This window comes from Microbacterium sp. CJ77 (genome assembly GCF_002911615.1).
Classification (GTDB): domain Bacteria; phylum Actinomycetota; class Actinomycetes; order Actinomycetales; family Microbacteriaceae; genus Microbacterium.
Genome location: NZ_PQBR01000007.1, coordinates 241,352 through 262,860, shown reverse-complemented (window position 1 = coordinate 262,860; position 21,509 = coordinate 241,352). Strand labels below are relative to the sequence as shown.

At 67.5% G+C, this 21,509-nt stretch carries 17 protein-coding genes and 1 tRNA gene; 12 read left to right on the top strand and 6 right to left on the bottom strand.

Annotation, left to right across the window (positions count from 1 at the left end; genetic code table 11):
* Positions 1-2 precede the first annotated feature (2 nt).
* From trpC to trpA, 3 genes are read left to right on the top strand one after another with little or no spacing between them, the layout of a single operon-like run.
* Entirely contained in the window at positions 3-779 is a 777-nt protein-coding gene (gene trpC, locus C2868_RS07150; protein WP_100810753.1) for an indole-3-glycerol phosphate synthase TrpC, read from the top strand.
* A complete protein-coding gene (gene trpB / locus C2868_RS07145) occupies positions 776-2,047 on the top strand; it encodes a tryptophan synthase subunit beta (protein WP_100810754.1) in 1,272 nt (423 codons plus the stop codon). Before trpC ends, trpB begins: the two co-directional genes overlap by 4 nt.
* Entirely contained in the window at positions 2,044-2,841 is a 798-nt protein-coding gene (gene trpA, locus C2868_RS07140) for a tryptophan synthase subunit alpha (protein ID WP_100810755.1), read from the top strand. Before trpB ends, trpA begins: the two co-directional genes overlap by 4 nt.
* Here trpA and C2868_RS17390 read toward each other — a convergent pair.
* Positions 2,838-2,978: a hypothetical protein gene (locus C2868_RS17390; RefSeq protein WP_181003380.1), complete on the bottom strand. Its 141-nt coding sequence runs from the start codon at positions 2,976-2,978 to the stop codon at positions 2,838-2,840. The two genes, trpA and C2868_RS17390, sit on opposite strands and share 4 nt — an antisense overlap.
* A 184-nt stretch (positions 2,979-3,162) precedes the next feature.
* On the opposite strand from C2868_RS17390, the gene lgt reads away from it, so the two are divergent.
* From lgt to pyk, 4 genes are all read left to right on the top strand, one after another.
* Complete coding sequence (lgt, locus tag C2868_RS07135) at positions 3,163-4,164, top strand: prolipoprotein diacylglyceryl transferase (protein WP_100810756.1); 1,002 nt, start codon at positions 3,163-3,165, stop codon at positions 4,162-4,164.
* A gap of 66 nt (positions 4,165-4,230) precedes the next feature.
* On the top strand, positions 4,231-8,805 hold the full coding sequence (gene gltB, locus C2868_RS07130) for a glutamate synthase large subunit (RefSeq protein ID WP_100810757.1): 4,575 nt from the start codon (positions 4,231-4,233) through the stop codon (positions 8,803-8,805).
* The gene (locus C2868_RS07125) at positions 8,798-10,264 is read left to right on the top strand and encodes a glutamate synthase subunit beta (protein ID WP_100810758.1); all 1,467 of its coding nucleotides are present in this window, start codon (positions 8,798-8,800) and stop codon (positions 10,262-10,264) included. Before gltB ends, C2868_RS07125 begins: the two co-directional genes overlap by 8 nt.
* Before the next feature lie 74 nt (positions 10,265-10,338).
* Positions 10,339-11,787, top strand: a complete 1,449-nt coding sequence (pyk, locus tag C2868_RS07120) for a pyruvate kinase (protein ID WP_100810759.1) — start codon at positions 10,339-10,341, stop codon at positions 11,785-11,787.
* 30 nt (positions 11,788-11,817) lie between these two features.
* Here pyk and C2868_RS07115 read toward each other — a convergent pair.
* Positions 11,818-11,900, bottom strand: a tRNA-Leu gene (locus C2868_RS07115).
* Positions 11,901-11,938: 38 nt separating this feature from the next.
* Here C2868_RS07115 and C2868_RS07110 point away from each other — a divergent pair.
* Positions 11,939-12,559, top strand: a complete 621-nt coding sequence (locus C2868_RS07110) for an ANTAR domain-containing response regulator (protein ID WP_100810760.1) — start codon at positions 11,939-11,941, stop codon at positions 12,557-12,559.
* A 69-nt stretch (positions 12,560-12,628) separates the two neighbouring features.
* Here the strand turns inward: C2868_RS07110 and C2868_RS07105 are convergent, their stop codons facing one another.
* Positions 12,629-13,054, bottom strand: a complete 426-nt coding sequence (locus tag C2868_RS07105) for a hotdog fold thioesterase (RefSeq protein WP_100810761.1) — start codon at positions 13,052-13,054, stop codon at positions 12,629-12,631.
* A gap of 72 nt (positions 13,055-13,126) precedes the next feature.
* Between C2868_RS07105 and polA the strand changes: the two genes are divergently transcribed.
* The 4 genes from polA (at position 13,127) to C2868_RS07085 (ending at position 19,575) form a co-directional block, all read left to right on the top strand.
* Positions 13,127-15,784 (top strand): DNA polymerase I, encoded by a 2,658-nt coding sequence (polA, locus tag C2868_RS07100; protein ID WP_181003379.1) that lies wholly within the window; start codon positions 13,127-13,129, stop codon positions 15,782-15,784.
* Positions 15,785-15,793: 9 nt separating this feature from the next.
* Positions 15,794-17,470 (top strand): DUF885 domain-containing protein, encoded by a 1,677-nt coding sequence (locus C2868_RS07095; RefSeq protein WP_100810763.1) that lies wholly within the window; start codon positions 15,794-15,796, stop codon positions 17,468-17,470.
* A 76-nt stretch (positions 17,471-17,546) separates the two neighbouring features.
* Entirely contained in the window at positions 17,547-18,602 is a 1,056-nt protein-coding gene (locus tag C2868_RS07090; protein ID WP_103663124.1) for an LLM class flavin-dependent oxidoreductase, read from the top strand.
* Positions 18,603-18,816: 214 nt separating this feature from the next.
* A complete protein-coding gene (locus C2868_RS07085) occupies positions 18,817-19,575 on the top strand; it encodes an SGNH/GDSL hydrolase family protein (RefSeq protein ID WP_181003378.1) in 759 nt (252 codons plus the stop codon).
* A gap of 12 nt (positions 19,576-19,587) precedes the next feature.
* On the opposite strand, the gene C2868_RS07080 is transcribed toward C2868_RS07085, so the two are convergent.
* The 3 genes from C2868_RS07080 to C2868_RS07070 form a co-directional block, all read right to left on the bottom strand.
* Positions 19,588-20,241, bottom strand: coding sequence for a hypothetical protein (locus tag C2868_RS07080; RefSeq protein WP_100810764.1), 654 nt, complete (start codon positions 20,239-20,241; stop codon positions 19,588-19,590).
* A 128-nt stretch (positions 20,242-20,369) separates the two neighbouring features.
* Entirely contained in the window at positions 20,370-20,894 is a 525-nt protein-coding gene (locus C2868_RS07075) for a hypothetical protein (protein ID WP_181003377.1), read from the bottom strand.
* A gap of 26 nt (positions 20,895-20,920) precedes the next feature.
* Positions 20,921-21,490, bottom strand: a complete 570-nt coding sequence (locus C2868_RS07070; protein WP_100810766.1) for a dihydrofolate reductase family protein — start codon at positions 21,488-21,490, stop codon at positions 20,921-20,923.
* Positions 21,491-21,509: the final 19 nt, after the last annotated feature.

The following is a 21,509-nucleotide window of genomic DNA, read 5'->3' as shown; positions in this document are numbered from 1 at the left end:
GCATGCTGGCCGACCTCACGTCCGGCGCGGTGGAAGATGCGCGCGCTCGTGAGGCCGAGCTCCCTCTTCCCGCGCTCGAGCGCAAGGCCCTGGCCGCGTCACCCGCGATCGACGTCCTCGCGGCGCTGGCCCCGAGCGGCACCGTGCGAATCATCGCCGAGGTCAAGCGCGCCAGTCCGTCGCGCGGCGATCTTGCCGACATCCCCGACCCGGCGCTGCAGGCACGGCTCTATGAGCAGGGCGGCGCGTCGGCGATCAGCGTCCTGACCGAGGGGCGCCGGTTCAAGGGCAGCCTCGCGGATCTCGAAGCGGTGCGCGCGGCCGTGTCGGTGCCCGTCCTCCGCAAAGATTTCATCGCCACGGCGTACCAGGTGTTCGAAGCGCGCGCCGCGGGCGCCGACCTGGTCCTGCTGATCGCCGCGGCACTCGACCAGCCCACGCTCGCGACGTTGCACGAACTCGTGATCGAACTGGGCATGACCCCCTTCGTCGAGACGCACAACCTCGACGAGGTCCGCCGCGCAAGCGAGATCGGAGCACGCCTCGTGGGTGTCAACGCACGTGACCTGAGCACATTCGAGCTCGACCGCGACCTGTTCGGTCGCCTGGCCGAGCACATCCCCGCCGACGCGATCAAGATCGCCGAGTCGGCTGTGCTGCGCCCCGAGGACGTCGCGCACTACCGGAACGATGGCGCCGACGTGGTGCTCGTCGGCGAGGCGCTGGTGACGGGCGACCCCGTTGCAACACTCCGCGACTTCCTGGCGGTGCCGGCATGAGCCTGCGCGCTGCCACGGGGCCGTTCTTCGGCGAGTTCGGCGGGCGATTCATGCCCGAGTCGCTCATCGCGGCGATCGATGAGCTGACAGGCGTTTACGAGGCCGCCATGGCCGACCCCGAGTTCATCCGCGAGTTCCACCACTTGCTCGCGACGTACGCGGGTCGCCCCTCGATCATCACCGAGGTGCCCCGTTTCGCCGAGCACGCGGGCGGCGCGCGTGTCTTCCTCAAGCGTGAGGACCTCAACCACACGGGATCGCACAAGATCAACAACGTCCTGGGTCAGGCTCTGCTGACCAAACGCCTCGGCAAGACGCGTGTCATCGCCGAGACGGGAGCGGGTCAGCACGGTGTCGCCACCGCAACGGCCGCTGCCTTGTTCGGGTTCGAGTGCACGATCTACATGGGCGAGGTCGACACCGAACGCCAGGCGCTCAATGTCGCGCGGATGCGTCTGCTCGGCGCTGAGGTCATCCCCGTCACCACCGGCTCGCGGACGCTGAAGGATGCGATCAACGAGGCGTACCGCGACTGGGTGTCGAGCGTCGAGACGACCAACTACATCTTCGGCACGGCCGCCGGCCCCCACCCGTTCCCGGCGATGGTCCGCGATTTCCAGAAGGTCATCGGCGACGAGGCCCGCGCGCAGCTGCTCGACGAGCTCGGACGCCTCCCCGACGCGGTCGTCGCCTGCGTGGGCGGCGGATCCAATGCGATCGGGATGTTCGATGCGTTCCTCGACGACGCCGACGTGCGCCTGTACGGCGTCGAGGCGGCCGGCGACGGCGTCGACACCCCGTTCCACGCGGCGTCCATCGAACGCGGACGCCCCGGCATCCTGCACGGCGCCAAGACCTACGTGCTGATGGACGAAGACGGCCAGACGACCGAGTCGCACTCGATCTCCGCCGGACTCGACTACCCGGGTGTCGGTCCCGAGCACGCCTGGCTGTCGGCGATCGGTCGCGCAGAGTACATCCCCGCCACCGACGACGAGGCGATGCAGGCCCTGCGCCTGCTGAGCCGCACGGAGGGCATCATCCCGGCCATCGAGTCGGCGCATGCCCTCGCCGGTGCGCTGCGCATCGGCAAGGAGCTCGGACCCGACGGCATCATCGCCATCTGCCTCTCGGGGCGCGGCGACAAGGACATGGACACCGCAGCACGCTACTTCGAGCTGTACGACGCGGATGCGGCAGCTCCCGTCATCCCGGACGAGGTCATCGGCACCGACGACGCCGCGTCGGGCGAGGGGATCCAGCTGTGAGTTCACGCGTCGAAGAGGCGATCGCGCGCGCCCACGCCGAGGGCCGCGGTGTACTCGTCGGCTACCTGCCCGTGGGCTTCCCCGATCTCGAGACGAGCATCGAGGCCGCCGTCGCGCTGGCCGAGAACGGTGCCGACATCATCGAACTCGGCCCCCCGTACAGCGATCCGGTGATGGACGGCGTCGTCATTCAGGAAGCGACACAGGCGGCCCTCGCCGCCGGGTTCCGGTTGAAGCACCTCTTCCCGGCGATCCGTGCGATCACGGAGCGCATCGACATCCCGGTGCTCGTCATGTCGTACTGGAACCCGATCTGGCAGTACGGCGTCGACCGCTACGCCGATGACCTGCTCGCCGCGGGCGGTGCGGGCATCATCACGCCCGACATCACGCCCGAGGCCGCGGGGGAGTGGATCGCCGCGAGCACCCGCACCGGGCTCGACCGCATCTTCCTCGCCGCACCGACCTCGACGGACGAGCGGCTCGACCTTGTCGTTCAGAACTCGACCGGTTTCGTGTACACGGTCTCGACGATGGGCATCACGGGCGAGCGCACGGAGCTGGATGCCGCGGCCCGCACACTCGTCGCGCGGCTCCGCGAACGCGGCGCGAAGTACGCCTGCGTCGGCATCGGAATCTCCACCCCCGATCAGGTGACGGGCGTGATCGAGTACGCGGACGGCGCGATCGTGGGCACGGCTCTCGTGCGCGCGCTCCGCGACGGCGGCGTCGAGGGCCTCGGCGAAGTCGTTCGCGCGCTCTCGGCGGGGACGTCACGCCCCCAGACGGCCTAGCCGGCCGCGCCGCGCCGCACTTCGCCGTTCCGCACCGCCGCACATTGACCCGTGTCGCGCCGCACGACCGGTGCCCTCGGGCCCGTCCCGTCGGCCGTCAGCTCGGCGAGCCCCACGTCGGCGGCTGTTCCCTGCATGCGCGCCACCCACAGACGTAGCGGATGCCGCGAACTGGCGCCAACGTGGTGTCGGGGGTACCTGACGCAGGGCCTCGTCGCTGAGCCGATCGCGAGCCCCTGACCCCGATGCAGGCGCATACCCGGCGTCGTGCCGCCCGGACCCGACTCGGGCACGTCGCCGCGCTGATCTAGACTTCCGCTCATGCCTTCTTTCGCCCTGAGCGTGCACGCGAGTGTTGTCGCGAGCATCCCGAGCCCGTCGATCAGCTTCATTGAGCTCGGCCCGCTGCGCATCCATTTCTACGCGCTCTGCATCATCGCGGGCATCATCGTCGCGACGATCATGACGAACCACCGCCTCACCAAACAGGGTGCCGAGCCGTGGGTCGTGCTCGATGTGACGCTCCCGGCGGTCGTGCTCGGGATCATCGTCGCGCGGGCGTATCACGTGCTCACGCACCCCGGTTTCTACTTCGGCGAGGGCACCGACCCGCTCGCCGTGTTCTACATCTGGGAGGGCGGCATCGCGATCTACGGCGCCCTCATCGGGGGCGCGATAGGTGCCTGGCTCGGGTGTCGCTGGAGCGGCATCCGGTTCTGGACGTACGCGGATGCCCTGGCACCGGGCCTGCTGCTCGCTCAGGCGATGGGACGCTTCGGCAACTGGTTCAACCAGGAACTGTTCGGTCTTCCCACGAATGTGCCGTGGGGTCTGGAGATCGACCCCGACAACGCGGCGTTCCCCCCGGGCCTGGCGCCCGACACGCTCTTCCACCCCACGTTCCTGTACGAGGTCATCTGGAACGTCGCGGGCGTCATCGTCTTGCTTTGGGCCGGCCGCAAGCTGCAGCTGCAGTGGGGTCGCCTGTTCGGTCTGTACCTCATCTGGTACAGCGCCGGCCGGATCGTGTGGGAATCGATCCGCATCGACCCGAGTGAGATCATCCTGGGCCTGCGCACGAACGTGTGGGCCGCGATCCTCGGCGTCGTCGTCGGCCTGTCCATCATGATCGTCCAGAAGCGTCGCCACACCGGCATGGAGCCGAGCCCGTACATGCCCGGCCGCGGCCCGGTCGTCGCGGAGCCGGGCGAAGGTGCTGGGGTACAATCGCAGGACACCACTGAGTTCGTGGACGTGAGCGAGCCGCCCGCGAACGAACTCCAGGGCGGGGCAACGGCCACAAGCACAGTCGCCAGTAAATAGACCGCCACGAAGTAATGCTTCCGGGCCGACGTCGTCCCATGAGATCCACCAGTGAGGACGGTTGACATGGCCGTGAGCCCGAACTACGGCGACAACGCTTCATTCCCGGCAAAGCAGGGGATGTACAACCCGGCATTCGAGAAGGATGCCTGTGGTCTGGCGATGGTCGCCACGCTCCGAGGCACGCCCGGGCACGACATCGTTGCCCAAGCTCTGACGGCGCTGCGCAACCTCGAGCACCGCGGCGCCATCGGCTCCGACGCGGGTACGGGCGACGGCGCCGGAATCCTGACTCAGATCCCGGATGAGTTCCTCCGCGCGGTCGTCGAGTTCGACCTGCCGCCGGTCGGCGAGTACGCCGTCGGTATGGCCTTCCTGCCCCTGGACGAGGACGAGCGGACGAAGCTCAAGGACGGAATCGCCGAGATCGCGGTGAGCGAGAACCTCATCGTGCTCGGATGGCGCGAGGTTCCCACCGACGAACGTCACCTCGGCAAGCTCGCGCACGCGGCACGCCCGGCGTTCGAGCAGCTCTTCATCTCGCGTCCCGCCGTCGGCGACGCACCGCCGCTCTCCGGCATCGACCTGGACCGGCGTGTGTATCGTCTGCGCAAGCGCGCACGGCACGAGCTCGGAGCGTACTTCGTGTCGCTGTCTGCGCGAACGCTCGGCTACAAGGGCATGGTCACGACTCTCCAGCTCGAGCCCTTCTATCCCGACCTGCAGGACGAGCGTTTCGCGTCCGAGCTGGCCGTCGTGCACTCGCGCTACTCCACGAACACGTTCCCGTCGTGGCCGCTCGCGCAGCCGCTGCGGATGCTCGCGCACAACGGCGAGATCAACACCGTGAACGGCAACCGCAACTGGATGCGCGCGCGTCAGTCGCAGCTCGAGTCCGAGTTGCTCGGTGACATCAAGCCCCTGCTCCCGATCTGTACGGTCGGCGCATCCGACTCCGCGTCCTTCGACGAGGTGCTCGAGCTGCTCACCCTGACGGGTCGCAGCCTGCCCCACGCGGTCATGATGATGGTGCCCGAGGCCTACGAGAAGCAGGCCGACATCGACCCGAAGCTGCGCGCCTTCTACGACTACCACTCCATGCAGATGGAGCCGTGGGATGGGCCCGCCGCCCTGATCTTCACCGACGGCACGCTCGTCGGTGCGACCCTCGACCGCAACGGTCTGCGCCCCGGGCGCTGGACCGAGACGACCGACGGTCTCATCGTCATCGGCAGCGAGACGGGCGTGCTCGACTTCGAACCCGAGCGCATCAAGCGTCGCGGACGCCTGCGTCCGGGACGCATGTTCCTCGTGGACACGGCCGCCGGCCGGATCATCGAGGAAGAAGAGGTCAAGCAGCAGCTGGCCGACCTGCACCCATGGCAGGAATGGCTCGACAAGGGCACCGTGCGCCTGTCGGACCTTCCCGAGCGCGAACACATCGTGCATCCGATCGCCTCGATCACCCGTCGTCAGCGCACGTTCGGGTACACGGAAGAAGAGGTGCGGATCCTTCTGACGCCGATGGGTCAGAACGGTGCCGAGCCGCTCGGCGCGATGGGATCGGACACGCCGATCGCCGTGCTGAGCGAGCGGCCGCGCCTGCTCTTCGACTACTTCGTGCAGCAGTTCGCGCAGGTCACGAACCCGCCGCTCGACTCCATCCGCGAAGAGGTCGTCACGAGTCTGAGGATCGGCCTCGGCCCCGAGCCGAACCTGCTGTCATGGGGCGCCGACCACGCGCGCACCGTGACGTTGGACTTCCCGGTGATCGACAACGACGAGCTCGCCAAGATCCAGCACGTCGACACGGCCCTGCCGGGCCGCTCATCCGTGACGATCCGCGGCCTGTACCGCGTCGAAGCCGGACGCAAGGGGCTGGAGAAGCGCATCGCCCAGATGTGCGCCGAGGTCGACCAGGCGATCGAGGACGGCGCGGAGTTCATCGTGCTGTCCGACCGCGACTCGAACAAGGACCTCGCTCCGATCCCGTCGCTCCTCATGGTCGCCGCGATCCACCACCACCTCATCCGCGAAGAGACGCGCATGAAGGTCGGTCTGGTGGTCGAGGCGGGCGACGTGCGCGAGGTACACCACGTCGCGACGCTGATCGGGTACGGTGCATCCGCCGTCAACCCGTATCTGGCGATGGAGACCGTCGAGTACCTCGTCCGCGCGGGGTTCATCACGAACGTCACGCCGGAGAAGGCCGTCAAGAATCTGATCTACGCGCTCGGCAAGGGCGTGCTCAAGATCATGTCCAAGATGGGCATCTCGACCGTGTCGTCCTATGCCGGCGCACAGGTGTTCGAGGCCGTCGGACTCTCGCAGTCCTTCGTCGACGCGTACTTCACCGGCACGGAGACGAAGCTCGGCGGTGTCGGCATCGATGTCATCGCGACCGAGAATGCCTCGCGCCACGCTTACGCGTACCCCGAGGACGCGGCGGTGCACGCGCACGAACGGCTGTGGACCGGCGGGGAGTACCAGTGGCGGCGGGACGGCTCGCCGCACCTCTTCAACCCCGACACCGTCTTCAAGCTGCAGCACGCGACCCGTTCGCGCCGCTACGACCTGTTCCGCGAGTACACCAAACTCGTCGACGATCAGGCCGCCGAACTCAAGACGCTGCGCGGCATGTTCCGCCTGCGCTCGGGAGTCCGGCCCCCCGTGCCGATCGATCAGGTGGAGCCGATCTCGGCGATCCTGACGCGTTTCTCGACGGGTGCGATGAGCTACGGCTCGATCTCGAAAGAGGCGCACGAGACCCTCGCGATCGCGATGAATCGCATCGGCGGCAAGTCCAACACGGGCGAAGGCGGCGAGGATGTCGACCGCCTGCTCGACCCCGAACGCCGGAGCGCCATCAAGCAGGTCGCTTCGGGACGGTTCGGCGTGACGAGCCTGTACCTGACGCATGCCGAAGACATCCAGATCAAGCTGGCCCAGGGTGCCAAACCCGGCGAGGGCGGTCAGCTGCCCCCGACGAAGGTGTACCCGTGGATCGCACGCACGCGACACGCGACCGCCGGCGTCGGCCTGATCTCGCCGCCGCCGCACCACGACATCTACTCGATCGAAGACCTCAAGCAGCTGATCTTCGACCTGAAGCGCGCCAACCCGAAGGCCCGCATCCACACCAAGCTCGTCAGTCAGTCGGGTATCGGTGCGGTCGCGGCGGGCGTCGCGAAGGCGCTGTCCGACGTCATCCTGGTGTCCGGCCACGACGGCGGAACGGGTGCGAGCCCGCTCAACTCGCTCAAGCACGCCGGCACGCCGTGGGAACTCGGCCTCGCCGAGACGCAGCAGACTCTCATGCTCAACGGCATGCGTGACCGCGTCGTCGTGCAGGTGGACGGCCAGTTGAAGACCGGCCGCGACGTCATCATCGGAGCGCTGTTGGGCGCCGAGGAGTTCGGCTTCGCCACCACGGCGCTGGTCGTCGAGGGCTGCGTCATGATGCGCGTCTGCCACCTGGACACCTGCCCCGTCGGCGTTGCGACCCAGAACCCCGTTCTGCGCGCGCGCTTCACGGGTAAGCCCGAATTCGTCGTGAACTTCATGGAGTTCATCGCCGAAGAGGTGCGCGAGATCCTCGCCGAGCTGGGCTTCCGCTCGCTCGACGAGGCCATCGGTCACCAGGAGCTCCTGGATGTCGACGGTGCCGTGGAGCATTGGAAGGCGAGCGGGCTCGACCTGACGCCGATTCTCGTGGGGCCGCCGTTCGCCGAGGACGAGCCGCGGCGAAACGCGCGCGAACAGGAGCACGAGCTCGACGAGCACTTCGACGTGCAGCTGATCGAACGCGCGCAGGACGTCATTGCGCACGGCGGTCGAGTCGAGATCGACCTGCCGATCCGCAACACCGCGCGCGCCGTGGGCACGATGCTCGGCAACCGCGTCACGCTGGCCCACGGCGAGAACGGACTCCCGTCCGGTTCGATCGTGGTCAACCTGCGCGGCTCGGCCGGACAGTCCTTCGGCGCCTTCATGCCCGCGGGGATCACCCTGCGTCTCGAAGGAGACTCCAACGACTACGTCGGCAAGGGCCTGTCGGGCGGACAGATCGTCATCCGGCCGCCCCGCGGAGCATCCTTCGATGCGTCGCAGAACGTGATCGCCGGAAACGTGATCGGGTACGGCGCAACGCAGGGCAGCATGTTCCTGCGCGGCGTCGTGGGCGAGCGCTTCTTCGTCCGCAACTCCGGCGCGACCGCTGTCGTCGAGGGAGTGGGCGACCACGCGCTCGAGTACATGACGGGTGGGCTCGCGGTGATCCTCGGCGCCACGGGACGTAACCTCGGCGCCGGTATGTCGGGCGGCACCGCGTACGTCTACGACCTCGACCGTACGCTCGTGAACCGCGAGGCTCTCGCGTCGGGAGAACTCGAGCTGCTCGAACTCGGCTCGGGCGATGTCGAGATCCTGCGCGATCTGCTCAAGCTCCACGTCTCCGAGACCGGTTCGACCCTCGCGGCCGACCTGCTCGAAAACTTCGACGAGGCGACCGCTCGCTTCACGCGGGTTCTTCCGCGCGACTATGCGGCCGTGCTCGAGACCCGTCAGGCGGCGGTGGCCGAGGGGCTCGACCCCGACGGCGATGTCGTCTGGACTCGCATCCTGGAGGTGACCGGTGGCTGACCCGAAGGGTTTCCTCAAAGTCACGGAGCGCGAACTCGCGCCCCGTCGTCCCGTGCCCGTGCGCATCATGGACTGGAAAGAGGTGTACGAGCCGGGCGACAAGGCCGTCCTGCGTCGCCAGGCCGGCCGCTGCATGGACTGCGGCATCCCGTTCTGTCACAAGGGCTGCCCGCTCGGCAACCTGATTCCCGAGTGGAACGACCTGCTCTGGCGAGGTGAGGGCCGCGACGCCATCGAGCGTCTGCACGCGACCAACAACTTCCCCGAGTTCACGGGTCGCCTGTGCCCGGCGCCCTGTGAGAGCGCCTGCGTGCTGGGCATCAACCAGCCCGCGGTGACGATCAAGCAGGTCGAGGTCGGCATCATCGACCAGGCTTTCTCGAACGGATGGGTCGAGCCCGAGCCCCCCGGACGCCTGACCGGCAAGACGGTCGCCGTCGTCGGCTCCGGCCCCGCGGGCCTCGCCGCGGCTCAGCAGCTCACCCGCGCTGGCCACACGGTCGCGGTGTACGAGCGTGACGACCGCATCGGCGGTCTGCTGCGCTACGGCATCCCCGACTTCAAGATGGAGAAGCGCCACATCGAAATGCGCCTCCGTCAGATGCAGGACGAGGGCACCCGTTTCCGTGCCGGCGTCGAGATCGGTGTCGACATCTCCTGGGACGACCTGCGTGCGCGTTACGACGCGGTCGTGGTGGCCACCGGATCGACCGTGCCGCGCGACCTCGCCATTCCGGGTCGCGACCACGCGGGCATCCACTTCGCCATGGAGTACCTGATCGAGTCGAACAGGGCCGTGGCGGGGGATTCCGTGCCGCACCAGATCTCGGCCGAGGGCAAGCACGTCATCGTCATCGGCGGTGGCGACACCGGAGCTGACTGCATCGGCACGGCGCACCGCCAGGGGGCGCTCAGCGTCACGAACCTCGCTATCGGCATCCAGCCGCCCACGGCGCGTACCGACGACCAGCCCTGGCCGATGATGCCGACGCTCTTCGAGGTCTCCTCCGCGCACGAGGAGGGCGGCGAGCGTGTCTACCTCGCCTCCACCGTCGAGTTCCTCTCGAACGACGCGGGCGAGGTGCGCGCGTTGCGTGTTGCCGAGACCGAGTACGTCGACGGGCGTCGCGTACCCAAGAGCGGGACCGAGCGTGAGATCCCCGCGGACCTCGTGTTGATCGCGCTCGGTTTCACGGGCCCCGAGCAGACTCAGCTCGCCGACCAGCTGGGCGCGCGCTTCACGAGCCGCGGCAACGTGGAGCGCGACGGCGACTACCAGACCACGGCGCCGGGCGTCTTCGCCGCGGGTGACGCGGGTCGGGGCCAGTCCCTGATCGTCTGGGCGATCGCCGAGGGCCGCGCTGCGGCCGCTCGCGTCGACGCCTACCTGATGGGGTCCACCGAACTGCCATTCCCCGTGCATCCCACCGACATCGCGATCGGTCTGCAGCCCGCGTAGGCTTACCCCGGACTGTGAGACCGGTCCCATCTCGACTCGACCCCGAACCCCGAACCCCACCGGAGCATCACACGATGAGACGTGCCAAGATCGTCGCCACCCTCGGCCCCGCCACCTCGACCTACGAGTCGGTGCGCGCGATCATCGACGCGGGGGTGGATGTCGCCCGCATGAACCTCAGCCACGGCGATTACACCGTCCACGAGACGAACTTCGCCAACGTGCGCAAGGCAGCGGAGGATGCGGGTCGCCCCGTCGCGATCCTCGTCGATCTGCAGGGACCGAAGATCCGCCTCGGCAAGTTCGCCGATGGCCCCCACGAGCTCGCGGTCGGTGACATCTTCAAGATCACGATCGACGACATCCCGGGCACGAAAGAGATCGTGTCGACGACCTTCAAGGGTCTGCCGCAAGACGTGAACCCCGGGGATTTCCTGCTGATCGATGACGGCAAGGTCAAGGTCGAGGTCGTCGAGAAGACCGACACGGTCGTCACGACCAAGGTGATCGTCGCCGGTCCCGTCTCGAACAACAAGGGCATCAATCTGCCAGGTGTCGCCGTCAACGTCCCCGCTCTGTCGGAAAAGGACGAGGCGGACCTGCGGTGGGGCCTGCGCATCGGCGCCGACCTGATCGCGCTGTCTTTCGTGCGTGACGCAAAGGACGTCCAGCGCGCCCACGTCATCATGGCCGAGGAGGGCCGCCGCGTCCCGATCATCGCCAAGATCGAGAAGCCGCAGGCCGTCGAGCACCTCGAAGAGATCATCGACGCGTTCGACGGCATCATGGTCGCTCGTGGCGACCTGGGCGTGGAACTCCCGCTCGAGGCCGTGCCGATCGTCCAGAAGCGCGCCGTGGAGCTCTCGCGGCGCATGGCGAAGCCCGTCATCGTCGCAACACAGATGCTCGAGTCGATGATCAACAGCCCCGTGCCGACGCGGGCCGAGACATCCGACGTCGCCAACGCCGTCCTGGACGGCGCCGACGCCGTCATGCTCTCGGGCGAGACGAGTGTGGGGGAGTACCCCGTCGTCGTCGTCGAGACCATGGCACGGATCGTGGCCTCGACCGAGGAGCACGGTCTCGACCGGATCGCCAAGCTCACGAACAAGCCGCGCACGCAGGGTGGTGCGATCACTCTCGCGGCCATCGAGGTCGCCGAATTCGTCGACGCCAAGTACCTCTGCATCTTCACGGAGTCGGGAGACTCGGCTCGCCGGATGTCGCGCCTGCGCCCGAACATCCCGATGATCGCGTTCACGCCCGAGCCGGCAATCCGTCGCCGTATGGCGCTGACCTGGGGCATCCAGTCCGCGCTCGTCGAGCACGTGGCCCACACGGACCGCATGTTCATCCAGGTCGATGACTACCTGCTGTCGAACGACCTGGCTTCGGTCGGCGACAAGGTCGTCGTCATCTCGGGATCCCCTCCGGGGATCGTCGGCTCGACCAACGACATCCGTGTCCACAAGGTCGGAGACGCCGTCCACGGCGCCGCCCCGATCTACCAGATCCGGGAGTAGTCGGGGGACGGGCGGGGCGGCCGATAAAAGTACCGGTGGTGGGACTCGAACCCACACGCCCTCACGGGCAACCGATTTTGAGTCGGTCGCGTCTGCCATTCCGCCACACCGGCCCGCACGTCCGAGAATGACCATACCGTAGGATTCAAACGTGACCGAGCTAGACGAGACCGCAGCGCCCACGCCCTCAACCCCGAGGCGCGTCGTCGTCGCGGAGGATGAGTCGCTCATCCGACTCGACATCGTCGAGATTCTCCGTGACAACGGATACGACGTCGTCGGAGAGGCGGGGGACGGCGAAACCGCCGTTCAGCTCGCGACCGAACTGCGTCCGGATCTCGTGATCATGGACGTCAAGATGCCCATCATGGACGGCATCAGCGCCGCCGAGAAGCTCAACAAGAACCACGTCGCGCCCGTCGTGCTGCTGACCGCGTTCAGCCAGAAGGAGCTCGTCGAGCGGGCCAGCGAGGCGGGTGCGCTGGCGTACGTCGTCAAGCCGTTCACGCCCAACGACCTGCTTCCCGCGATCGAGATCGCGCTGAGCCGCTACCAACAGATCCTCACGCTCGAGGCCGAGGTCGCCGACATGGTCGAGCGTTTCGAGACGCGCAAGCTCGTCGACCGAGCCAAGGGTCTGCTCAACGAGAAGATGGGGCTGTCGGAGCCCGAGGCCTTCCGTTGGATTCAGAAGGCGTCGATGGATCGTCGTCTGACGATGCAGGATGTCGCGAAGGCGATCATCGAGCAGCTGGCGTCGAAGAAGGCGTAGCCCGAGTCCCGAGTGTGCCTCTTCGACACGCCCGGCGAACGGGGGCCTGTCGAAGAGGCCACGCGAGCCTCAGGACGCGGGCATGTCCTTGATGAGATTCGTGATGCGGATCGTCGAGAGCCGTCGGCCCTGATCATCCGTCACGACGATCTCGTGCACGGTCATGCTGCGCCCGACGTGGATCGGTACGCAGGTGCCGGTTACCAAGCCCTGCGTGGCCGAGCGGGTGTGAGTCGCGTTGATGTCCACGCCGACGGCGAGGCGTCCAGGCCCGACGAGCAGATTCGCGTGCATCGAGCCGAGCGACTCGCCCAGCACGACATACGCGCCGCCGTGCATCAGCCCGACGGGCTGGGTGTTGCCCTCGACGGGCATGGTGGCCACGGCGCGTTCACGCGTGAACTCGACCCAGGCCATCCCCATCTTGTTTCCGAGGGCGCCGAATCCGCGACGGTTGACCCACTCGAGCGGGTCCACGGCAACGGCATCGGACATGAGGCCTCCTTCAGGGGCGAGGGCACCATCGCGCCCGTGGGGAGTGTCCGCACCGGTAGCTAGGCTGAGGGGGTGCCGGACTCCGAAAAGCCTACTCTCATGATCGTCGACGGCCATTCGCTGGCTTTCCGCGCGTTCTACGCGCTCCCGGTCGACAACTTCACCACCAAAGATCACCAGCATACGAACGCCATCTACGGCTTTCTCTCGATGTTCGTGAATCTGATCAAGGATCACAAGCCGACGCACATCGCCGTCGCCTTCGACCTGTCTCGCACCTCGTTCCGTACCCGCGAATACGCGGAGTACAAGGCGAACCGGTCCGAGACACCACCCGAGTTCTCGGGTCAGATCCCGCTGCTGCGTGACGCGCTCGAGGCGATGGGCGTCCAGATCGTCACGAAAGAGGACTACGAAGCCGACGACGTTCTCGCAACCCTCGCGGCCCAGGGTGCTGAGCAGGGTTTCGACGTGCTGGTGGTCTCGGGCGACCGCGATTCGATCCAGCTGGTGACCGAAGACGTGACCCTGTTGTACCCGTCGGTGCAGGGCGTTTCGCAGTTGAAGCGATACGACACGGCGGCCGTCATCGAGCGCTACGGCGTGCGCCCGGAGCAGTATCCCGACATCGCCGCGCTCGTGGGTGAGACGAGCGACAACCTGCCGGGCGTGCCGAAGGTCGGCGAGAAGACGGCCGTGAAGTGGCTCAACCAATTCGGCTCGCTCGATGAGCTCCTCAGCAACGCCGACAAGGTCGGCGGCGTGGTCGGCAACAACCTGCGCGAGCATATCGAGGCCGTGCGCCGAAACCGCACGCTGAACCGGTTGGTGCGAGACCTCGAACTACCCCTCGGGCCGGCGGATCTCGCGATGCAGCCGATGGACGCGCAGGCGGTTCGCGACATCTTCGCGCGTCTCGAATTCCGCACCCTGTTGCCTCGCGTTTTCGAGGCGGTCGGGCTGGATGCGGAAGAGTCCGCCGCCGCGGCCGCGCGTGAGCCCGGTGTCGCCGCGCCGACGGTGCGGGAGGTCACCGCGGTCGAGGCCGCGGAGTGGGCCAATTCACTCGCGCCCGAGACACCCGTCGGCGTCACGATCACGCTGCAGTCGGGTCTGCCGTACCGGGTCGGGCTCGCAACGTTGGACGATGCCGTCGAGCTGACGTGGACAGCGGATGCTCCCGGCTGGGAAGCCCTGGGGGAGTGGTTCGCCGGTCCCGCGGCCAAGGTGGCCAACGACGCGAAGCCGCAGGTCAAGGCGCTTCGCCGCGCGGGCTTCTCGCTCGGCGGTCTCGCGTTCGACACCCTGTTGGCGGGCTGGCTGCTACGCCCGAGCTTCCCCGACCGCACCCTCGCGGACCTGGTGGATCGATACCTCGATGAGAAGTTGCCGGAGTCCGATCCGACGCAGCTCGTGCCCGAGACCGAGGGCGCGACCCCCGCGCAGTTGGCCTGGTATACGTTGCGCGTCGCGGATGCGCTGGGCGACGACATGCCCGAGCCTGTTCGAGCGGTTCTCGACGACATCGAACTCCCGACGCTCACGGCGCTGGCAGACCTCGAACTCGCCGGTGTCGCGGTCTCGCACACCAAGCTGTCGGAGTTCTCGGCAGAGCTCGGCGCCCGCGCGGAGGCGATTGCGCAAGAGGCGTACGGAACCATCGGCCGCGAGGTCAACCTCGGCTCGCCGAAGCAGCTGCAAGAAGTGCTCTTCGAAGAGCTTGCGCTTCCGAAGACACGCAAGACGAAAACGGGCTACTCGACGGATGCCGCCGTTCTCGCGGATCTGCAGGAGACGGCACCGCATCCGTTCCTGAGTCTGCTGTTGCAGCATCGCGAGGCGACCAAGCTCCGCCAGATCATCGAGTCGCTGGACACCGCGATCGGGGACGACGGGCGCATCCACACCACGTATCTGCAGACGGGCAGCCAGACGGGTCGGCTCTCGAGCACAGACCCGAACCTGCAGAACATCCCCGTCCGCACCGAGGAATCGCGTCGTATCCGCAGCGCGTTCGAGGTCGGACCGGGGTACGAGGCGCTTCTCACGGCCGACTACTCGCAGATCGAGATGCGCATCATGGCCCACCTGTCGGAGGACCCGGGGCTGATCGAGGCGTTCAACTCGGGTGAAGACCTGCACCGGTTCGTGGGCGCTCGTGTCTTCGGAGTGGAGCCCTCCGAGGTCACCCCCGCGATGCGGACGAAGGTCAAGGCGATGTCGTACGGCCTGGTCTACGGGTTGTCGGCGTTTGGCCTGTCGAAGCAGCTGCGCATCGAGCAGAGCGAGGCGAAGCAGCTGATGATGGAGTACTTCGCGCGCTTCGGCGCCGTGCGCGACTACCTGCGCGCGTCGGTCGAACAGGCGAAGATCGACGGCTACACCACGACGATCTTCGGCCGTCGCCGACCGTTCCCCGACCTGTCGAGTCCCAACCGGGTCCTGCGCGAGAACGCCGAACGGGCCGCGCTCAACGCGCCGATTCAGGGCAGCGCCGCCGACATCATGAAGATCGCGGTGCTCGACATCCATGCCGCCCTGCGCGAGCAGGGGCTCGGCTCTCGCGTCCTGATGCAGATTCACGACGAACTCGTGCTCGAGGTCGCACCGGGGGAGTGGGAAGCCACGGAACAGATCGTGCGCACCCGCATGGGGGGCGCGGCGCAACTCTCCGTGCCATTGGACGTGCAGATCGGGCGCGGTTCGGACTGGAACGAGGCGGCTCACTAGGCTCGAAGGATGACCGAAGCAACTCGCACGCCCACGCAGATCGACGCGATCGCCGAATCCTGGGTCGACACGCTCGTAGAACTGTCGCCGACGCTGGGCACGTACATCGGCCGCATGGAGCACGCGGACCGGTTCGATGACTTCTCGCCCGCGGGCCACGCGCGGTTCGCGGACGAAGCCCGGAGCGCCCTGAGCGCACTCGAGGCCGCCACGCCGACCGATCCGATCGACGAGATCACCCGCACCGACCTGTCGAGCGAGCTCCGCCTCGCGCTCGAGCTGCACGACATCCGATGGAACCTGCGGGACCTCAACGTGATCGCATCGCCCGCCCAAGAGATCCGCGAGGTCTTCGATCTGATGCCGACGGACACGGCCGAAGACTGGGAGGTCGTCGCTCGGCGACTGGGCGCCGTGAAGGGCGCTGTCGACGGCTACATGGAGTCTCTGCGCGAGGGCGTACGCCAGGGGATCGTGCCCGCGCGCCGTCAAGTCGTCGAAGTCATCACGCAGATCGGCCGGTACACGGCCGACAACGGGTTCTTCACCGAGTTCGCCGGCGAAGCGGCCCCCGCCGACGGCCAGCTGCCGGCGTCACTCGCGCGCGAACTCGCAGACCAGGCCGGGGCAGCGCGCGTCGCGTACGATCAGCTCGCCGAGTTCATGCGCACGGAGCTTGCGCCCGCCGCCGGCGAAGGCGACGCCGTGGGGCGCGACATGTACGCGCTGCACTCGCGCCGGTTCCTCGGCGCTGTGATCGATCTCGACGAGACCTACGAATGGGGCATCGAAGAGCTCGCGCGCATGGTCGCCGAGCAGGAGTCCATCGCGAACGAGATCAGCCCCGGCGCGAGCGTCGAAGAGGTGGTCGCGCTGCTCGAGCAGGACCCGTCGCGCAAGCTGCACGGCACGCAGGCTCTGCAGGAGTGGATGCAGGCGACGAGTGACCGCGCGATCGCCGAGCTCGGCGCCACGCACTTCGACATTCCCGAACAGATCCGCACCCTTGAGTGCATGATCGCGCCGACCAAAGAGGGCGGGATCTACTACACCGGGCCGACGGATGACTTCTCACGCCCGGGCCGCATGTGGTGGTCGGTGCCCGAGGGCGTCACCGAGTTCGACACCTGGCGCGAGCTGACCACGGTCTACCACGAGGGGGTTCCCGGGCATCACCTGCAGATCGGCCAAGCGACGTACAACCGCGCGCAGCTGAACTCGTGGCGGCGCCTGCTGGCCGGCACCTCGGGGCACGCCGAGGGATGGGCGCTCTACGCGGAACGGCTGATGCAGGACCTCGGATACCTCGATGATCCGGCCGACCGGCTCGGCATGCTCGACGGGCAGCGGATGCGCGCGGCCCGTGTCGTGCTCGACATCGGTGTGCACCTCGGCAAGCAGCGTCCCGACGGCGCGGGCATCTGGGACGCCGAGTACGCACTGGCGTTCATGGGGCGCAACGTCAACATGCCCGACGAGTTCGTCCGCTTCGAGGTCAATCGCTATCTCGGATGGCCGGGGCAGGCTCCCTCGTACAAGGTCGGTCAGCGCATCTGGGAGCAGGTCCGCGACGATTACGCCACGGCGCGTGGCACGGACTTCTCGATCAAGGAGTTCCACAAGCGGGCGCTCGACATGGGCGGGGTCGGTCTCGACACGCTTCGTACGGCGCTGCTGCGAGACTGAACCGGAGCGGTTTTCGAGAACGGGAATGGCCGAGTGAGGCATCCTGTTACATACGCGTGAATAGAAAGGCGTGTTCATGACGCTCGAACTCGGTCTCGACACCTTCGGAGACATCAGCCGCGGATCCGATGGATCCCTCGTGAGCGATGCACAGACGATCCGCGATGTGGTCGACCAGGCGGTGCTCGCGGATCAGGTGGGCATCTCGTTCATCGGCCTGGGGGAGCACCACCGCCGTGACTTCGCCATCACGAGCCCCGAGATCGTGCTGGCCGCGATCGCGGCGCGCACAGAGCAGATCCGCCTCGGCACCGCCGTGACTGTCCTCTCGAGCGACGACCCCGTGCGCCTGTATGAGCGTTTCGCCACGCTCGACGCGATCTCGCGCGGTCGTGCCGAGATCATTCTCGGCCGTGGTTCGTTCATCGAGTCGTTCCCTCTTTTCGGATACGAACTGAGCGATTACGAGGTGCTCTTCGAAGAGAAGTTGGGGCTGTTCACCGAGCTCCTGAAAGAGAAGCCGGTCACCTGGCAGGGCACGACACGTGCTCCGCTGAACAACGCCGATGTCTTCCCGAAGACCGAGAACGGTCTGAAGGCGTGGATCGGTGTCGGCGGCAGCCCCGAGTCCGTTGTACGCGCCGCCCGCCACGGCCTGGGGCTGATGCTCGCGATCATCGGGGGACCGGCCGACCGGTTCCGCCCCTTCGTCGACCTGTACCACCGGTCGCTGACCGCGCTCGGAAGCGAGATGCTGCCCATCGGCGTGCATTCGCCAGGTCACGTCGGCGAGACCGACCAGCAGGCCTGGGAGGAGGCCTACCCCGGATTCGAAGAGTTGAACAACACGATCGGTCGCGAACGCGGCTGGCCCCCGTACAACCGCATGCGCTTCCAGCACGACGTCGGGCCCGAGGGGGCTGCGTATGTCGGATCGCCCGAAACGGTTGCCCAGAAGATCGCGCAGACCGCGCGCACGCTGGGGATCGCGCGATTCGACATGAAGTACGCATCCGGATCCATCTCGCACGACAAGCTCATGACGAGCATCGAGCTGTACGGCACGCGCGTCCTTCCTCGTGTCCACGAGCTGCTGTCTGAAGATCCGGGACCCGTCGGCAGCGCGGCGTGACATCGCGTCCGCGTACATGGGAGAGGTCTTCTCCGGCATGAGTGGCCCATTCGGACCGCTTCTCCGGGCATCCGGCCCATTCGTTCCTTTCGGATGTACGCGGCGCTCCCTTACTGACGTTGCGCGGGACCGGGCGGTGCGGGCATGTCGGCCCGAGCCCAGGACCCCGGCTCTGTTGCGATCAGCTGCGTGTGCCGCCGCTTAGGCTGAACGGGTGTCTTCCGTGCGTTACGTCGCCATCGGCGATTCCTTCACCGAGGGTGTCGGGGATGAGCTGCCAGACGGTACGACGCGTGGCTGGGCCGACCTGGTCGCGCAAGGCTGGGCGAACGCGACGGCTGAGCCCGTCGAATATGCCAACTTCGCGATTCGCGGCAAGCTCATCTGGCCGATCGTCCGAGAACAGCTCGAGCCCGCGCTGGCCTTGAAGCCCACGCACCTGTCCTTCAACGGCGGCGGCAACGACATGCTGCGGCCGCGGGCAGACATCGAGCACATCGCGGACGCCTTCACCCAGGTGCTCCGTCGGTGCGACGAGGAGGGGGTCGCGTTGATCCTGCTCTCGGGTGCCGACCCGTCGCGGCAGCTGCCGCTGGGCCGCATGATCCGGCGCCGCGGCGACGCGCTGTCGCGCGCTGTGCTCCGGCGCGCGCAGGGACGCACCGATGTCATCCGGGCGCTCAACTGGCCGGATGCCGATCTCGGAACGCCGCCGTTCTGGGCGGAGGACCGCCTACACATGAACGCGCGCGGCCACCACCGGGTCGCGGCTCGGGTGCTCGACGCGCTCGGACTCGCCGCCCCGCACGAGTGGTGGGACCTTCCTCCTCTCGCTGCCGGTGGCCCGAAGGGCCTGGCCTACTACCGCACGCACGTGGGCCCGTGGATGCGCCGCCGCATCACGCGCACGTCGTCCGGTGATGGTCGGGTCGCGAAGTACCCGGACTGGCTCCTGGTCCCGCCGCTCGGATGAACGCGAGCGGCGTCAGCAGCCCGGGCCCGACGGTTGTTCGGCGCAGGTTCGCTGGACGAGCCCGGTTCGCACCTCGACAACACGCACGTCGTAGAACGACGTGGCAGAAGTGACTGAGCCCGTCACCGGTCGCCAGGAGCCCGTTCCGAAGTTCACGGCGGCGCTGTAGACCACGCGAACTCCGGCCCGATACGAGCCCGGCGCACCGTAGACATGGCTCGTCGGTGTGGCCGTGTAGTCGGGGACGCCCAGACGAGCCCAGGTCGCCCCGCCCGTCGCGGCCGTGCGGCTCGTACCGTCGCCGTGGTCGAATCGGTAGCCCGTCGGCGTGAACCGTACGGTCACGTCATATCCCAGGAGCGGTCCGCTCAGCAGTTGGACGGATGCCGCAGCCACTAGGTTCGTCGGCATCCCGACGACGCCGAGGCCGAGCGGCTCACCCGTCACGGTCGGCACGGCGGGCACGAACGAGCGAAGATCTTCCGCCGTTACGTCCGGGAGCGTGACGACGCTGTAGAGCGGGCGGCACAGCGACGTCTCACACTCCTCTTCGGGTGCCGGGGGAGCGGTGCTCGATCCGCCGCCGCCCTTGGTTCCGCCGCCGCTCTGTCCACCCGACCCGTTCGAGGACCCGGAACCGCCGGGTGTGGTCGTCCCGGCTCCCACATCGACCTGACTGCCATCGGTTGTCGCGCTGCAGTGATCAAGCCATCCAAGCTCGTTGCAGCTGCCGGGTGACGCTCCCATGGGAAACGCTGAGAATGAAAAAGCCAGAACCAGAACGGCTGCTGCCCTCAACATTGCGGTCCGCTCGATCGCCCCCCGATCAAGGCGATTGCTGCGCCCGTAGCGGAACTGGGACTTGGCACAGCGACTACGGTCATTGTCTGGACGTCTCCCCGAGTATCGGATACCACGGATGCGCCGCTGCTGTCGAGTACAGCCACCTCAGCAACATCCAGGCAGACAGCGAGCTCCAAGCCGCTCGCGCCGAGTACGAGTGGTTCAACGAGGGTCGGTACAGAGCGACCGGTCACGGCCCATCCGTCAGCATGCATCTGAGTAAGCGTTTCGCGAATACCCGCGTTCGCCTCGCCGGTCGTCCAGGCATACACGGCCTCGAAGGTTTCGGGGTCGGCGAGGTCGACCTGGTTCAGCGCGTCGACGTATGCGCGATAGGTCGCTTCAGCCGCCGCAAAGGCCTCGGCCTCCGACGCGAAAGTCGGAGTGGGGGTGGGCTGCGGCATCGGCGCGGCGGCGCATCCGCTGATCAAGACGGCAAGAGCCGCGACGACAAGTATCCGAACAGGCCGCTGCACGCCCACACGCTAGCGCGCGTCGCGGATCAGCGCCGCGAGTTATCCACAGAGTAGGTCAGCTCGGCGAACTGGCCGACGCGTCGCACCGCCGTGAGCGTGAGGCGATCGGATTCCAGCCGACGGGGGAGAAGCGACCGACCGGACCCGAGCGCGACGGGCGCGACGCTCAGCACGATCTCGTCGAGCAGCCCAGCGTCGGCGAACTGGCCAGCGAGCTCGCCGCCGCCGACGACCCAGACGTCCTTGTCGCCGGCGGCCTCGAGAATCTGGGGCCATGCGTCCGCTACTGAACCCGATCGGAATCGGATGTCGGCTCCCGGTACGGCAGTCCGTTCGCGGCTGGTGAAGACGAAAGTCGGTCGGTCCGCGTAGAACTGCGCCCACTTCTCGGGATGATCGAGCAGCTGATCGTGCCGGACGACCCATTCGTACGTCGTGGAACCCTCGACGAGCACGCCGATCCGATCCATGAACGACGCGATGCCAGCCTCCGCCTCGGCCGCGTCGGGCACCGCAAAGAGCCAGCCGAGGGAATCGAAGGGGTCCGCGATGAACCCGTCGAACGTGGTTGCTGTGTAGTAGACGACGCGAGTCATGCACCAGAGACTAGGGGTG